At 39.7% G+C, this 16,060-nt stretch carries 11 protein-coding genes; 7 read left to right on the plus strand and 4 right to left on the minus strand.

What is annotated here, in order from left to right; genetic code table 11:
- Window positions 1-11 precede the first annotated feature (11 nt).
- From LNTAR_RS18360 to LNTAR_RS18370, 3 genes are all read right to left on the minus strand, one after another.
- On the minus strand, window positions 12-3,170 hold the full coding sequence (locus tag LNTAR_RS18360) for a beta-galactosidase small subunit-related protein (RefSeq protein ID WP_007280253.1): 3,159 nt from the start codon (window positions 3,168-3,170) through the stop codon (window positions 12-14).
- A 420-nt stretch (window positions 3,171-3,590) separates the two neighbouring features.
- Window positions 3,591-3,791, minus strand: a complete 201-nt coding sequence (locus tag LNTAR_RS18365) for an EF-hand domain-containing protein (RefSeq protein ID WP_007280254.1) — start codon at window positions 3,789-3,791, stop codon at window positions 3,591-3,593.
- 441 nt (window positions 3,792-4,232) lie between these two features.
- Window positions 4,233-5,267, minus strand: a complete 1,035-nt coding sequence (locus LNTAR_RS18370; RefSeq protein ID WP_007280255.1) for a GntR family transcriptional regulator — start codon at window positions 5,265-5,267, stop codon at window positions 4,233-4,235.
- A gap of 171 nt (window positions 5,268-5,438) precedes the next feature.
- On the opposite strand from LNTAR_RS18370, the gene LNTAR_RS18375 reads away from it, so the two are divergent.
- The 5 genes from LNTAR_RS18375 (at window position 5,439) to LNTAR_RS18395 (ending at window position 11,031) form a co-directional block, all read left to right on the plus strand.
- Window positions 5,439-7,421: a hypothetical protein gene (locus tag LNTAR_RS18375; RefSeq protein ID WP_007280256.1), complete on the plus strand. Its 1,983-nt coding sequence runs from the start codon at window positions 5,439-5,441 to the stop codon at window positions 7,419-7,421.
- A 1-nt stretch (window position 7,422) separates the two neighbouring features.
- Entirely contained in the window at window positions 7,423-8,052 is a 630-nt protein-coding gene (locus LNTAR_RS18380) for an SGNH/GDSL hydrolase family protein (protein ID WP_007280257.1), read from the plus strand.
- 2 nt (window positions 8,053-8,054) lie between these two features.
- A complete protein-coding gene (locus LNTAR_RS18385; RefSeq protein ID WP_007280258.1) occupies window positions 8,055-9,050 on the plus strand; it encodes a hydroxyacid dehydrogenase in 996 nt (331 codons plus the stop codon).
- Window positions 9,051-9,052: 2 nt separating this feature from the next.
- Window positions 9,053-9,730 (plus strand): ThuA domain-containing protein, encoded by a 678-nt coding sequence (locus LNTAR_RS18390; protein WP_007280259.1) that lies wholly within the window; start codon window positions 9,053-9,055, stop codon window positions 9,728-9,730.
- Window positions 9,731-9,885: 155 nt separating this feature from the next.
- Entirely contained in the window at window positions 9,886-11,031 is a 1,146-nt protein-coding gene (locus LNTAR_RS18395; RefSeq protein WP_007280260.1) for an alpha/beta hydrolase family protein, read from the plus strand.
- A gap of 92 nt (window positions 11,032-11,123) precedes the next feature.
- Here LNTAR_RS18395 and LNTAR_RS18400 read toward each other — a convergent pair whose 3' ends face one another.
- Entirely contained in the window at window positions 11,124-13,529 is a 2,406-nt protein-coding gene (locus LNTAR_RS18400) for a glycoside hydrolase family 31 protein (RefSeq protein WP_007280261.1), read from the minus strand.
- 118 nt (window positions 13,530-13,647) lie between these two features.
- Here LNTAR_RS18400 and LNTAR_RS18405 point away from each other — a divergent pair, with 118 nt between their 5' ends.
- Both LNTAR_RS18405 and LNTAR_RS18410 read left to right on the plus strand, forming a co-directional pair.
- Window positions 13,648-14,517, plus strand: coding sequence for an AraC family transcriptional regulator (locus LNTAR_RS18405; RefSeq protein WP_083800084.1), 870 nt, complete (start codon window positions 13,648-13,650; stop codon window positions 14,515-14,517).
- 689 nt (window positions 14,518-15,206) lie between these two features.
- Window positions 15,207-16,060 (plus strand): acetylxylan esterase (locus LNTAR_RS18410; protein WP_007280263.1); only part of this gene is annotated, 854 nt, incomplete at its 3' end.

Raw genomic sequence — 16,060 nt, forward strand, 5'->3', positions numbered from 1 at the left:
AGAATAAATAATTACTTAATTGGGCTAATAGTAAAAGAAAATTTAGTAGGCTCATTTTTTAAACGGTATTCAGGTAATGGAGGATTGGATCCACAACTATCATTACCCACACCACACTGAGCGTAGTCAATATTGAAGAAATTGACATTTGCTTTTTTAAGCTCGTATGTGTGTTTTGCATTCTCGATATTTTCATCGGAATAATTACGTACACTGGTTTCAAGGGGAACTGATCCATTCACTTTGATCCCAAGACCATTCTTATCTGTCATACTCACCCAACGAATTTCAGTGCGGTTGCCATACTCCTGAGGATAAGGATAATTGATATACATCTCATCTACAGTTTTGCTAAAAGTACCGATAAATGAGCTACGTGAACGGTCGGTATAATTGTGATAAGGACCTTTTCCATACCAGGTCATGTTATCGATAGATTTTGGAAGTTCACATTGCGTTCCAATCTTTGGAAGCGAAGGAATATTCATGAATTTTTTATTCCCCTCAGGCTTGATATCATAATCAAAAGAAATTTGTCCATCCTTAGTAATTATCATTACACTTTTTGTTATAAATCTGCCATTATTATTACCCGAGATCTCATGTTTAGCCGTAATTTTTGTCTCTTCAATTTCAAGGGAAATCAATTTGTGTTCAAGCTTGTCTAAACCCGCTCGACTTCTCCAAATCCCCTCGTATTTATTCAAGTTTAACTTTTCACGACTTCCTGCATCGTTACATGTCGGCGGACGCCAAAAATTTAATTTTGGGCCTTTTTCAAGAAGTACTTTCTCATTAAATTGATAGTTCTCTAATAGCCCTGTTGCATGATTGAGCGATACACTAAATGAATCCCCACTGAAAGTTGTTTTATTGCCATTTTTCACGGCTTTGATCCCACTTGAATGGGACGTCTTTTCAGTAGGAAACTTAAATTTGCTTACAATCAATTGTTCTTTAGCCACAGGGTAACCAGCTTTTGCCCAAACAAGGTCTGATTTGTTATTGAGGTAAATATTTATTAACCATTCATTTTTATTAGAACAATTCGATAGATCTACTGGACTTGCTATTATTGCAGAAGTCATTGGAGCCACATCCGGGACTTTGAAATCACCACTTTTTACTACGACACCATCTTTTAACAGCTCCCAGCTTCCTGCAAAACTATTGAGTGATACAAAATAGTTTTTATTAATAATTTTAATCGATTTTTTACCGGAATCACTCCATTCAAAATCAGCATTTTGATAACAATAGGCGAGCTCAGTCCATTCGCCAAAGTCAGACAGATCCGAAAGCATGATACCATCGAAACACCCAGTCAGGCCACTATTGATTTCACCAAAGTCACCGCCATAGCCAATGTATTCACCCTTTTCATCTTTAATTAAAATCCCTTGATTAACCCAATCCCAAATATGAAGACCACTGATATACGGAGACTTCTCCATCACTTCCACAGTTTCTTTAAAATTGCCAAGTGAATTACCGCCAGCGTGCATACCCTCTGTACGAACATATGGTTTTTTAACGCCCTGCTTACCGAGCTCTACCCAAGTATTGTGATCAAAATAACGACCTTTCCCACCTTTATGAGAACCACCAGCAATAATATCATAAGGAGCTGGCTCCTGCTGGTAATGATAAGCCGTTGGTCGCGTGTCATCCATTCGCTTTGAAACTCGATGCATTGCCGCCATATTTTCGTGTGGATGAGCTTCGTTACCCATTGACCAGGTAATCACACAAGGGTGATTTTTGTCACGTTCAATCATACGACTAATACGCTCCTCGTGGACTGCTCTCCAAGACGGATCCTGGGTACGCTTTTCAGAGCTTTCCATATTGGCCTCATCCTGTACATAAAAACCATAACGATTACACAAAACGTAGAACTCAGAATTATTGGGAAAATGTGCTGTACGGATCGCATTAATATTCGCTTTTTTCATGAGAATCAATTCTTGTTCCAAGCGTTCTTTAGTGATGTAATGCCCATTCACTGGATCATGTTCTACACGATTAACCCCTTTCTGGAGATAAGGTTGCCCATTAAGCATCAAAGTACGATCATTGATCTCTAGTTTTCTAAAACCAAATTCAGTTGAAGTAATTTGCTTTGTTTTACCATCTTCTTTTAATCTTAGAAGTACGGTATAAAGATTGGGTGCTTCTGCTGACCACTTTCGGGGGGCCTTCACGAATGTTTTTAAATGAATTTTCTTTTCTTCGCCTGCCTTAAGTGCAGGTACCTTAGCCGTAAGGATCAGCCCAGCAATGCTACAAATTATTTCTCTTTCCGAAGATTTATTATTTGAGTAATTCTTCACTTTAATATCGGCACTAAAATCCGCATTTTGGTATTGCTGATCTAAATCTGATTTGAGGAAAAAATCACGAATTGCCACCTCTGGAGTAGCAAACAACCAAACATCACGAAAAATACCACTCATATTGAAGCCATCTGTATCTTCCAACCAGCTTCCATCACAAAAGCGAAATACCCTCAAGGCAATTGAGTTTTCACCCGCTTTTAAAAATGTTGTCAGATTAAATTCAGCGGGGCTTTTTGAGTCCTCAGAATACCCCACATATTTTCCATTTACCCACAACTGAAAAGCTGATTCAACACCATCGAAATGGACAAAAACCTGCTTGCCATCCCAATCTGAATTATAAGTAAATGAACGTTTATAAGCAGCACAGGGACGGCCGTGAGGCGTATCAACAGCCGGGAATTTGTCTTTATCGAAATCATTATAGCCCACTCGTGCATAAAGGGGCTTACCATAACCTTTCATCTGCCAATTTGAGGGCACCTCAATATCATCCCAAGATGAAACATCGAAATTCTCCTTATAAAACTCTTTGGGACTCTCTTCCCAAAACTTATTCCATTTGAATTTCCATGTACCATTTAGAAGCTGTAAATCAGCATTCTCAAAATCACCTGTTAAAGCATCTTTCTCTGATTTATATTGGTGTGCATAAGCACGCATAGGCTCACGATTTTCCTGAGCTACCTTATGAGTTTCCCAGTATTCTGGTGAAGCTGCCTGAGTACTGCTGAGCGTCCCAAAGACAAGTATTGATATATAGGTCTGTTTGAAAAAGTAGCTGAACAAACTACGAGCTTTGCTCCTTGTCTTATTGAATTGCTTAATCATAAATTTTAATGCTCCAATTTGAAAAATATTATTCTTGTTGGACCTATACGTAAGACAGTACATATAAAAGACAGTTGCATAAAAAATCTTTTGCTCATTCACAAAATGAAAAAGCCTGACTGCTAAAACCACAATCAGGCTTCAAAATGAAATTAGCTCAGATCATAAAGCTTAATTCATTTTTCTAATGGCTACTATACGATCACCCCGCACAACCTTACATTCAATCGTTACGTTTCGTTCAAGGTTACCTTCCACTTCATCGTAAATAGCTCTTGAAATTGTATAAGTCAAATTACCTGAAAGAAATTAGTAACCATCTGGTTCAGCTTCATTCTTTTTTCTTTTGAGGACAAAAAAAGCCACCCAAATCGGAGTGGCCTCTGTCAAAACAAATATGAAAACTAAAAAAACAAATTTCTACTTCTCTTTTTCCCCTTTCATCTTCATACTTTTGACAAATTCCTTTTCATTGAGGAAGCCATCTTTGTCAGCATCCAATTTAGTAAACTTTTTCTTTAACTTTTTCTTATCAACTGCAAACTCTTCTACAGAGAGCTTACCGTCTTTATCAGTATCTTTATCCGCAAGCGTTGATGCAAATACGCTTCCCGCAAACATCAGGACAGCTGAAATAATATTTTTTCATTGTTGATAAATCTTTGATTTTTAAAAATCAATTTCAAATGACGCAACAAATGAGACCATTAATGATCCACATTTGATTTTTTATCGTCTCCATACTTATACGTCCACTAAAACTCCAAAAAGACATTTCAAAAAAATCATAAAAAGTATCAACAATTCAAGCTTCTAAGAGAGCATTGAGTAGAGGTATATTATTGATGGAAAACAGCAAAAAAAAGGTTGCAAAACCACCCAAAAAGGGAGCAGTTTCCTGCTTAGATGATTGTCTGGGGGACATGGTGTCGCAGGTTCAAATCCTGTCGTTCCGACTTTGATAATCAAGCACTTACAGAAATGTAAGTGCTTTTTTATGTTCAAAAAAAGGTTGCAAAACTCAATAAAGATGCCTGATCATTAATAAAAGCATTATAAATTTTATTCGCCGCAGGATTTGCCGATGATGAGTTTTGCTTTGTATTTTTGGACTTGGTAATCTTCACCACGCCATGATGCCACAATATTTTTAATGGTTTCTGCAGCTAAATAATCGGGATCATTTTCCAGTAAAGTTAATTCTACTGGGCAGACAATTGGGCTATTCTTATTGGCGTGACTCAGGAGGTAGATATCATCGGGGATTTTGATTCCCATTTCATAAAGAAAGAGAATGATGTTGCGAGTCAAGTTATCGTCGAGTGAAATAATAGCGTCGTATTTTTCTCTCTTGAGCCAAGTCTGTAGTTTTTCACGCAAATCGAGCTCTTGCCCTATAGCGTTATTCGCAGCTTCTAAATCAATTTTTAAATCCGCGGAATAATCTTCCAAAATAGACTCTTTACATCGCTGGGCAAGATTAGTCGTTTTACTGTTTTCAATAACGAGGATCTTCTTACATGAACGTGCTATAAGGTACGAAAGCGCACGATAAGGAATAGAATCTTGTAGCACAGTCTCAGTATTTAAAGAAAAACTATAAGTTGGGATAGATTTTTTTAATTCAAGTTTACTATCCCATTTCAATACGGCGCGAATTCGTCCGCTATCAGCTAGAGCCTCGATATCTCGCTTGGTCTTTTCTATATCATTGTTGTTAACAATAGTGTAGGTAACTTCCGCTTCATAATTTTGTGCAATTTTATTCATGGCAGCACAGACTAAACGCATGTAACCAAAATTTCTCTGAGTCAGGTATTCTTCATTCATCACAACACAAATAGTATTGCTTTTTACATGTGGTGAAATAAAAGTCCCCATGCCAGGCGCCCTATCCAGGTAACCGCGAGCCGATAGCTCTTCAAAACTTTGCTGGATAATCTTCCGCCCCACACCCATTTTTTTTGCCAGTTCATCTGTGGATGGAAGCTTATCTCCTGGTTGAACGCCACCGCAGCGTAGCTGATCTTCAAACCAGTTAACTACCTGCTTATACATGGGTTGATTGCCCTGTTTTTTGAGAGCTGTAATTTTCATGATATATCTTTTAATCTAGTTATAATTAGTTATTAAGATAGTTATTTTATTAAGCTAAGCAAGTGTATTAGATCTTTAGTATTTAGAATTTACTTAAAAAAGTAGATTGAAAGCGCCACCTATAAGGTTATTATAAGTTATATTGTGATTTTTATTAAAGACTAAGCATACATGAATTATTTTATAGATACTATTGCAGGCTCCCTTGAAGTAGACTTACAAAAGCTAGCCAATAAAAAAATTAGACTCTTTGCAAAAGCAGGGAAAGATGGCTTTTCTGGAAGGGTTTCGCTAGTAAAAGAACTTAATATTACTTCACCTTGGTTTATGCTTCCTGGCATTTTCTCAGGGCTTGGACGTCAAGATCTGATCAAGGTTTATCCACAGATATGCCTAGATCCCGATCCAAAAGATATTTGGCAACAAAATCATTGGTCCTTTGCCCTAGAACGTATGGCTTTACCTATGGCTGGTGTTCACAATGGTAATAAATGGTATATTTGGCAAAGCGATACCCACTATCAATTAACACAAGGGGTGCTCAGAGGAGCCCAAGACAAAGAAGCCCAAGTAGGCTTTGGTTTTTCTTGGCAAAAAGATCTTGTTAAACTACAAGTCAATATTCCTGCTGTCGAAGGCCCTACCCGTCATGTCCGTAGTCCTTTAACTGATGAACGACTCCCCTATTTAGAGCTCGAGCCCGGCGGTAGCTTTAGTATTGATTTACAATGGCATGAATTAGAAGGGCAACGTTATGACTTTGCACAAATTCAACGCCAAGTCGAAGAAGAAATTAGACCTCATAACCTACCAGCAGATTTTGTTATTGAACCAGAAGAATACGCAGAGATCGCAAACGATGGTTTAAAGGATTGGCATTGGCAAGAAGAAGCTGAAGATGGGCGACCAGCTTATTTCATCTACACGGCAGCAATGGATCGCTCGGTTGAGTTCAATGCTAACTATAACAAGGGAACAACTCTGTGCTGGCACTTTGACTCATTGGGTTTTGTTGGTGGCTTCCCTATTGCTTATGGTTTACTCAGTCGTATCAAACGTCAAAAAATCTCTTTGTGTGATCCTTGGTCACAGGACCTCATTAACTACACGGATCGCCTAGCCACAAAGGCCTTTGCACCATGTGGTCTCTTCTATACCTCATATCACCCAGGAAAAGGACGCAATCAAAATGGTGAATATGAAAATGGTCCTGAGCAAGATGGCTACACCTCATGCTGGTTGCCAGAGGGGCAACTCCACGCTAGAACCGAAGCCGACGCACTTTGGCATTTAGCCCGTATTATTAATCTCTTAGATGGACAAATTCCGCAAATAAAATCCTGGAAAAAAACTTGTATTAAAGTTCTTAAAGCAGTTCTAAAAGTTCAAAGAGAAGATGGACGTCATCCACAGATTTATTCGGCTGAAACTGGTGAGGCTTACAGCTTTGATGGCGATGGTGGCCTGCTATGGGTTCCAGCCATGTTAGAAGTCACAAAATGGTGTGCTGATCAAGATTTTAATCAAATTCTCTTAAATAGTGTTCGTCGAGCTGGTGCAGCTTACCAAGAGAAGGTTCACGATTGGTGGGTGTGCGGTGCTCCGGAAGACGTGGGCAACTCGCCAACAAGTGAAGATGCCGGCAATGCTGTATTAGCTTATAGTAGACTCTATGATCTAGACGGTGAAAAATGGCTAAAAACTTGGAAAATTGCTGCCGACTATATGCTCACTTGGCGCAAAGCTTACAACGTTCAATTCAGTCCCTACAACATGCTCACTCAAGCTGATTTTAGAACAAATGGTGGCGACTATGCCAGCAATCACAACAACCATCTCCACGGTTATGAAGTGAACTGCATCTCCGATATGTATAAACTATCAGAAGTATTAAACGACCCCCATTATGCCATGCGTGCCAAGGATCATCTTTGCTTCTTACTTCAGCTTCTTTGTCGCGAGCCAGGTCAGTGGAACGGCCAAAGAGGCATGCTAACTGAACAGTTTTATATCTGTGACTGGTCGATATTTGCCAGCTGGAACCCCGGCTTAGCTCATGTTCAAAAGGGAACTTTCATGGGCTTTAGCCACTCATGGTGTATCAATATGGTACTCTTAGGCATCGATGAATGGTTTAATAAATCAAGGAAATAATATGTTTAAAAAAGATTCAACTATACTCTTTCAAGGCGACTCTATAACTGATTGTCATCGCAATAAAGAAAACCCCGCTCACAACGAACAACTTGGCATGGGCTATGCCAATCTTTTAGCAGGTGAACTTCTAGCTAGTGAATCAGACAAAGAATATAAGATTTTTAATCGCGGTGTTTCTGGTCATCGTATTGTCGACCTCTATGCTCGCTGGAAACGCGATTGCCTAAATTTAAAACCCGATGTACTTAGCCTGCTCATTGGCATCAACGATATTTGGCATGAATTTAGCAGCCAAAATGGTGTGGATGCAAAACGTTTCGATCAATTTTACCGCATGTTATTGGATTGGACCAAAGAAGAAAATCCCGATATAAAACTTATTCTCTGTGAGCCCTTTGCCCTACCCTGTGGTCACATTACTAACGAATGGTTCGAGGTATTGGACGAACGCCGTGCCATCGTCAAACAAATTGCCGAAGATTACCAAACTGTTTTTGTTCCCTTTCAATCAGTTTTTGATGAAGCCATGAAAAAGGCTCCTGCAGATCACTGGGCACCCGATGGTGTTCACCCCTCAATTGCTGGTCACAAAATCATGGCTGAAGCCTGGTTAAAGGCTCTTAACTAAACATGTACGAAAGTTTATTAATTGGCACCCCTGTGCAAATCAATAGGATTTTTACTCCCGATCGTCGGGAGACTATTAGTAAGCTCAGTGATTTATATCCAGAAGTCATAAAAACCGAAGATCTTGCTAAACATAGTCGGGAATTAAGTGAGGTGAAATATGTTTTTTCGACTTGGGGTCCCCCCTTGTTTACTGATGAACAACTTGCCCAACTACCAAACTTAGAAGCCGTTTTTTATGCTGCGGGATCAGTCAAAGACTTCTGTGATCAATTATTTAAACATCAGATAAAAATCTTTAGCGCCCCAAAGGCCAATGCTGTACCTGTCGCTCAATTTGCCCTTGGCCAAATTTTACTTTGTTTAAAGAATTATTTTCAGGATAACGAGCTGATTCACAAAACTAAGAGTCACAAGGATGCCTACCTATACAAAGCACCCGGTATTTTTAATGAAAGTGTGGGCATCATCGGTGCTGGTGAAATAGGTCGTGTCTTAATAAACTTATTAAAAAACTTTGATGTAAACATTCTGGTTGTGGACCCATGTTTAGACAAGCAATCAGCCCAAGAATTGGGCGTCGAAATATGTACTCTAGAGGAAGTTTTTAAACGTGCTTATGTAGTATCTAACCACTTACCAAACATTCCTGCAACTCAAAAAATGATTACTGCAAAACATTTTAGCAGTATGCGCAATGGGGCAACTTTCATCAACACTGGCAGAGGTGCACAGGTCTGTGAAGACGGCTTAGTTGAAGCACTATCAAAGCGTACAGATTTGTATGCCCTTTTAGATGTCACCTGCGAAGAACCACCCAATGAAAATTCTCCCTTATATCAGTATGATAATATTAAACTAACGGGTCATATTGCTGGTAGTTTAGGCAATGAAGTAGTGCGAATGGCGGATTTTGTGATTGCCGACTTTAAACGTTACCTAAAAAATGAAAAAACTCTTTACCAGGTTGACCCAAAAACTATTGGGGAGAAAGCTTAGTTATGATTTACTTTTTTGCCGATAATCATTATCAAGCCCATCCAGGTTTAAGTCTATACAAGCAAATCGTTGATGATGACAAGATAAAATTCTACGAAGATGACTGGTCTGCAATGGAGTCCTTTGCGGATGATTGTGATTTGCTCATTCTCAACCTCATTGGTGGCACCTGTGATATAGCGCATCCAAATAAAAACGCAGAGGCAGAGATTAAAAAATACCTTCAAAGTGGCAAGCCCATGCTTTTGTTACATGGTTCAAGCGCTGCTTTTTCTGAGTGGTCTTGGTGGAGAAAAATAGTCGGATACCGCTGGGTCCGTCCCAACGACCCAGAGGGCATAGAAGCTTCTTTTCATCCAGTTCGCCCCTACAAACTTTTAAAGACGGACTCAAGGCACCCCTTGATGACTCAACTCAAAGAAGTAGAGATTTCACATGAAGATGAAATATATATGGGCTTGCAAGAAGTTTGCCCAACGGAAGTTCTCATGACCATTAGTACCGATGAAGGAACGGCCCCCCAAGTCCTCACTCATAAATCACCCTGGGATGGTATTATTCACACCTTTATCCCCGGTCACCGCAAAGAAACATTAGAACACCCCAATATTTTTCGTAATATCAAAGTCCTTATCGAGGACCTTATTAAAACTTCCAAGCAGATTTCAACTCCCCGATGAAGCCTTATAGGTTTTTTACTTATACCCATAAATAATGAATAAGCTCTATAGCTCAAAGAGTTTAATTATAACAAAGAATCAGTTTATTTATAACTTTCAACCGACTATACCCCTCATTGTCTTTTTATTACAACACTAAAAAATGGACCCCAGTTATGACATTACCCGTTAATTTCCCCTTAGATGCATACTCTCAAATACCTGAGATAATTCCTGCAAGTGAATATTCACGACCTGGTGTTGAGGCATTGTATTTTACTAACGAGCCCTATAAAGGGAAAGAAACTAGAGTATTTTCCTATATGGGAATGCCCTACTTAAAAGAGGGGCAAAACTGTCCTGCAATGGTTCTAATTCACGGCGGTGGTGGAACAGCCTTTGAACAATGGGTTCGTCTCTGGAATCAACGGGGATATGCGGCGATAGCCATTGATACTTGCGGATCACGACCTGACCCTACAGCGCATCATTCTAGTCCTCATTTAAGAGATGAGTTTTCTGGTCCTGAAGGATGGCATAATTCTTTTCATCAAATGAGTGATCCTTTAGAAGATCAATGGCAGTACCACGCTGTTACAGCCTTACTCAGAGCTCATACTCTGTTGGCTACTCAGCCTGGAGTAGATCCTAAGCGTATCGGAGTCTCTGGAATATCATGGGGCGGGTACCTTACTTCGCTTATCATGGGGATCGACTTCCGTTATTCGGCGGCAATCCAGGTTTACGGTTGTGGATTTATTACAGATAACTCTACTTGGAAAGACCAAAAATATGAAGGAGCAAGTGAAGCTGAAATGCTCCTTTGGCGTAAGCAATGGGATCCAATGCATTATCTTCCGAATAGCAATATGCCGACATTGTGGGTGACTGGAACCAACGACTTTGCCTATCCCTTAGACAGTTTTCAAAAATCGTATAACTCAGTACCGGGGACTACAGATCTTGTCCTTATTCATGAAATGGAACATGGTCACGAGGCTGGATGGGCGCCTGAAGAAATTCAAACATTTACCGATTCTCTTTTCAGAGATTGCACTCCTTTGGCACAAGTGATTTCATACAAAGTCCAGAATTGGGTCATCAAAGCTAGTTTTGAGTCCGCGCGGCCGTTGATACGTGCAGAGATACTTTTTACTCGGGCAACAGGTATGTGGCAGGATCGCAAGTTTAATGTTATGGAGGCTGAGATTAATAATAATACGGTATCGGTTGAAATACCAGATATGACTACAGTTGTATTTTTGAATGTCTACGATGACCGCGGACTTGTATGTTCATCGCCCCATATTGAGCTTTCATGATTAGAACTGAACATAAGTGCTGTATTTAAAAATTATTCATCAGCTTAAAATATATTTTTAGCAATCCACCCCCCCCCAGTTAAGAGGATAATTTAAGTTTTTAAAAGTTCTAAGTTTTTGCCGGCAAAAGTAAAGTCATGCTTAGCCGTACTCAACACTTCACCATTGAGGTAAATCTTCTCAAATTGATCGTAGAGTACAAAACTAGCGGCGATGTCGCCATAGCCATCTGCTAATAATTCCGTCTCGATAAAAAGTGTTTTTCCTTCGGCGTATGAACTCACTTTAACTTGGGATCTTTCACCCTTCTTATAAGCATAAGTTTGTCCATCGTCAAAAGTGTAGGTGTATTCAGCTTTGAGTTCAGAATCCACTTTATTAAAGAGGTGAAACTCCACGTCATTGGAAACGAAAGTATGATCGCCATCAGCAACTGTTGACATCGGAAGGATGGCGCCCTCGCGAATATAGATAGGCGAAGTCTTGTCATCTTTAATTACAGTCACTTCTTCGGCACCTTCACACCACTGTGCTTCAGCTAAGCAATACCATTGAGCATCGGGAAGAACAACTTTTCTAATCTCTTGATCCTCTTCGACAAAAGGAGCCTGCATAATGTAGGGTCCAACCATGAATTGATCGTCAATGGTTGAGAGAGGTAATTCTGCGCTATCCGCAAAATCATAAAAAAGCGGTCTTAAAATAGCTTCACCGCTGGCTTCTTGCTGGACAAAGAGATTGTATAAATAAGGGCGAAGTTTATAGCGCATGCGAATGTAGTGAATCAACACTTCACGAGTTTCTGAATCAAAGACCCAAGGTTCCTGATGTTCACTACCTTTTATGCTGTGGTTTCTAAAGAATGGAAACAAGAAGCCTGCCTTAAACCAATCCTTCATGATTTGAGCTGTTGTATCACCACCAAAGCCACCGGCATCTGGTCCATTGAATGGAATCCCTGATAAAGCCAGATTTAAACTACAGGCAATACTTCCCTTGAGGTAATGGTAGTTAGAGACATTATCTCCTGTCCAAATAGCTGCATACTTGCTGGACCCCGTAAAGCCACTGCGTGACAAGAGGAAAGGACGATCCTCTGGGTATGCAGCTTGAAAACCATCACGACTAGCTCGCGACATGCCCATGCCATACTGATTGTGGTAGGTGTAGTGACTATCCTTACCACCATTAAACAGCATATCCACACAACAAGCATCACCCGTTGCCGGGTCATTCATATCTAACCATGCGCCAGTTATACCATAATCTTTGGCAAAGCTCTCAACATGATCAGCCCACCATTTGCGACCTTTTTCGGTTGAGTAATCGGGAAATAAAGTTTCGCCAGGCCACACCAAACCCGTAAAGTCTTGGCCTTGGGGATTCTTACAATAAATATCTTCTTTTAGACCTGATTCACAGATATCGTAGCCCTCTTCTTTCTTCACCCCTGGGTCGATAATCGGAACCACGCGTCGGCCACTTTTTTGGACTTCAGCTATATTATTCTTCAGGTCAGGAAAATTCTTTTCTTCTTCGAAAGTAAATACTCGGTAACCACGCATGTATTCAATATCCAACCACAAACCATCACAAGGAATATCGAACCGATCCATACTGGCGTTGAGGTACTGAAGGTCAGCAAAAGACTCGTAACCCCAGCGGCATTGTTGGTAACCCAGTGCCCAAGCAGGAGGCATAGGAGTAACTCCGACAATTTTTTGTAATTTTTGCGTGAGTTCAGCCAAGCTCGGCCCATTGATGATGATCAAGTTGGGTTGGCCGTGTTCAGCTCCCATCATAATCGCTTCATGGGACTTAGCTGTAGCATCCATCTGCCCTGCAACATTGACCTTACCATTGGTCATTATATAAGTCGCGAAGGGGTTGTCGATTAATATACCTATATAAGAATTTTCACGTTTAATAATAATATACGGAACGGAAACGTACATGGGATCAGGACGGCCATTAGTAAAAACCATTGGATCATTATCAGCCCATACATCCACATTCCAAAACTTGGTTGAAACATTAGATAACTCAAGACCGAGCATTTTTTCACCCATGCCATAAAACTGATCACCTGGATTGCGCTCAAATTGAAAGATTGATGATTTACCGCTCACGCCAAAAGCATGATTCTCAACACTTTTTAAAAGAAGCTGTCCTTGCTCATCCTTGAGTGAAAAAGAAAAATCATCATTTAATTCAAGCTCTGTTGACCCTTCCTGAGTATTTATTTGCTTAGGTAAGTTTAAATCTGACTGTGAATAATTCTTAGGCCATTTTTTACTACTAAACTGAAGGTGGTAAACATCTCCCTCATGTTGAGTACAGTGCATTTGAACCGACATCTCTTGCATGGGTTCATCATTATCTGGCTGAAAGTCTACGACCTTAAAATCTGCTGATATTTCGCCTGAATCAGTCTTTTTTAAATTGATATTTTGTGGGTATTCAAAATTTGAACGATAAGGGTATTTATTAAAATACATAAACTAAAATCCTCTTATAACTTATTTTAACCTTTACGTATTTTAATGCGATTAGACAAAACTTTCAAGAGTGTTATCCTATGATAATTCTTAGTAAAATATAAATATTCTTAGATTTATGATAGATAGTGATTACGAGGACATTGTGCAACTACTTAGCATGTCCATTCAAAAAGTTAACCAGGGTGAACTAAAAATTAAGGTCCCGCTGGAAACTAAACTTCTGCAAAGGATTCCTGGAACTGAGTTCCATTGTCATCACGAGGTTTTTATTCAATTATCTGGTTCAAATGAATTTAGTTTTCCGGATAGTAAAATTCTCATGCAGAGTGGCGACATTATGATTGTGCCTGCACAGCTCTCTCACAAAGAGAGCAAATTTGGCGAGGATCATTTCAAACATTTTGTCATTATGCTTTACCCCAACATCATGCAACTGCATTTTAGCGATGATCGCTTCTGTCCAAATAATATACGTTTATATAATTATAAAAAACACAGTCTCCTCAATTCCATGGTATATAACTACATAGAGCAAGAGCGCAATCAAAGCACCTACTCAAGCTCACTCAAAATGAGTCAGCAAAATTTTATACTAAGCAGTATTCTCGATATCATTACCCACTCAAAACCCCAAAAAGATCTGGGCAACGCTAAAGTTGAGCAAGTCAAAAAGCTCGTTAGAACTATGTATTCCAATGCCTCGCTAAACATCCCTAAGCTAGCTTCTCTCGTAGAATGTAATCCGGATTATCTCTCCCATTTATTTAATAAGGAAAGTAAAGAACACCTCAGTAAATATATTCGACGAATCCGCTTAGAAGCCGCCAGAGAACAACTCCAATCCACCCAACTTAGCATCTCTGAGGTCGCCTGGTCCTGCGGTTTCGAAAACCCCAGTTACTTCAGTCAACAATTCAAAAAACTCTATAATCACTCACCAAAAGACTTGCGAGAGACCCCCGATCGCACCTTTACACCTGAGTAAGTTTTTTATAGAGGCTTAGTTCATTTTAATTATTCTACTACTCACCTATTAGGCATATTAGATAATTTTCTATACATTCAATTGAATTACCCATACCTCAAGAATTTACAGTCCATGATCAGTTCAGCGATCAGACAAATGAAGTCAAAGTAATCAACGCACAACTCAAACTTTCTAAGCTACGTGACTGGTCAGGAATGGTACTATATCTAAAGAAGTAATGAGTGACGGCTGGTCTAGAGTAGAAAACGCTTGGTAATTAAGTATAAAAAATTGGGACTTGAGAGAAAATTGAATTTCGAACGGTATCGACACGGTCCTCGGCATCTGCAATCACCTCTTCGAGCTCATCGGCCCTAAATTCGATTAAGCTTTTACAATTGAAATTAGTGAACTAAACACAAGAAAACTAAGCAGCACACCGGAACACTCCCGATTATATAATGAATTAACCAAAATAATTCTACTTAATGAATCCTGCGCAGCTTGTCTGTCAAGTCCTGACATCTGGCCTCTATCACTATGTAGTTATATTAGGTTAATAATAAGTTATTAACAAATTTCAACATCTCTTACAACTTGTAATTATTATGTTATTTTCTATGAAATCTATTTGATACAAGGAGAATATAAGGTTACTATAGGTTATAAGTTAATGTTTCAGATCCTAGAATCCCAAGGAGATCAAGTTGAATTTAAATCTAGCAACACCTCACGGAACAAAATGTTCGCCACCCGTGAATCCAGTCATCTCATTTTTCAGCCTACAGAGTGAAGACTTTCACTTCGAAAGTGACTTCAGCCTCATGTGGCAAGTCGACCTCAAATCAGTGAGCTCCATCTGGTCTTTGCACAGGAATGGTTTTAGTACAGCTTTTCAAGAAGGCAAAGCTGAAGCTAAGCTCAGCAATCGTTATGCTGTAGACATCAACACCAAAGATTTGTATCCTGGTTTTTATGATCTCAAAGTAAATGTTGACTTAGGTAACGGTGAGTTTGAAAAAAGCTCAACGACCTTTGCTTACAAAGCTGATGAGATGTTTCTCTACGACTCCAGACCAGCTGATTTTAAAGAGTTTTGGCAAAAAGCCAAAGAAGAAATCGATCAAGTTGATCTAGATGCACGCTATGAATCCGAGCTCGAGACCTTTGATGAACAAGCCATCAACAAATATAACCTCGCTTATTCTGCTCTTCCTGAATCCTACGATCCTGATGGCATTACTCATCCCACAGTAGATTCCCAAAAAGTAAGTTTCGCAGGCCCCGACAATGGTCGCGTTTATGGTTGGCTCGCAAAGCCCCAAGGCGAAGGCCCCTTCCCCGCTATGCTCATTCTTCCAGGAGCTGGCTTCGCTGCTCGTCCTCGCCCTCTCGAACACGCACGACATGGCTATGTAAGTTTAGATATACAAGTTCATGGCCAAGATTGCTGTACAGATAACTACCCAAATCTAAATGGCTATGGTGAGGGAGAAGATTATTCTGCTCCAGAAAATTATTACTACTACAATGTACACAAACGCGTATTACAGGCCCTAAA

The sequence above is a fragment of the Lentisphaera araneosa HTCC2155 genome, from assembly GCF_000170755.1.
Classification (GTDB): domain Bacteria; phylum Verrucomicrobiota; class Lentisphaeria; order Lentisphaerales; family Lentisphaeraceae; genus Lentisphaera; species Lentisphaera araneosa.

Bases quoted from the DNA above. Each gene is read 5' to 3' on its own strand.
- LNTAR_RS18400 (WP_007280261.1), bottom strand. From the start codon at position 13,529: ATGTATTTTAATAAATACCCTTATCGTTCAAATTTTGAATACCCACAA.
- LNTAR_RS18380 (WP_007280257.1), top strand. From the start codon at position 7,423: ATGTTTAAAAAAGATTCAACTATACTCTTTCAAGGCGACTCTATAACT.
- LNTAR_RS18395 (WP_007280260.1), top strand. From the start codon at position 9,886: ATGACATTACCCGTTAATTTCCCCTTAGATGCATACTCTCAAATACCT.
- LNTAR_RS18390 (WP_007280259.1), top strand. From the start codon at position 9,053: ATGATTTACTTTTTTGCCGATAATCATTATCAAGCCCATCCAGGTTTA.
- LNTAR_RS18360 (WP_007280253.1), bottom strand. From the start codon at position 3,170: ATGATTAAGCAATTCAATAAGACAAGGAGCAAAGCTCGTAGTTTGTTC.
- LNTAR_RS18405 (WP_083800084.1), top strand. From the start codon at position 13,648: ATGATAGATAGTGATTACGAGGACATTGTGCAACTACTTAGCATGTCC.
- LNTAR_RS18385 (WP_007280258.1), top strand. From the start codon at position 8,055: ATGTACGAAAGTTTATTAATTGGCACCCCTGTGCAAATCAATAGGATT.
- LNTAR_RS18370 (WP_007280255.1), bottom strand. From the start codon at position 5,267: ATGAAAATTACAGCTCTCAAAAAACAGGGCAATCAACCCATGTATAAG.
- LNTAR_RS18375 (WP_007280256.1), top strand. From the start codon at position 5,439: ATGAATTATTTTATAGATACTATTGCAGGCTCCCTTGAAGTAGACTTA.
- LNTAR_RS18365 (WP_007280254.1), bottom strand. From the start codon at position 3,791: ATGTTTGCGGGAAGCGTATTTGCATCAACGCTTGCGGATAAAGATACT.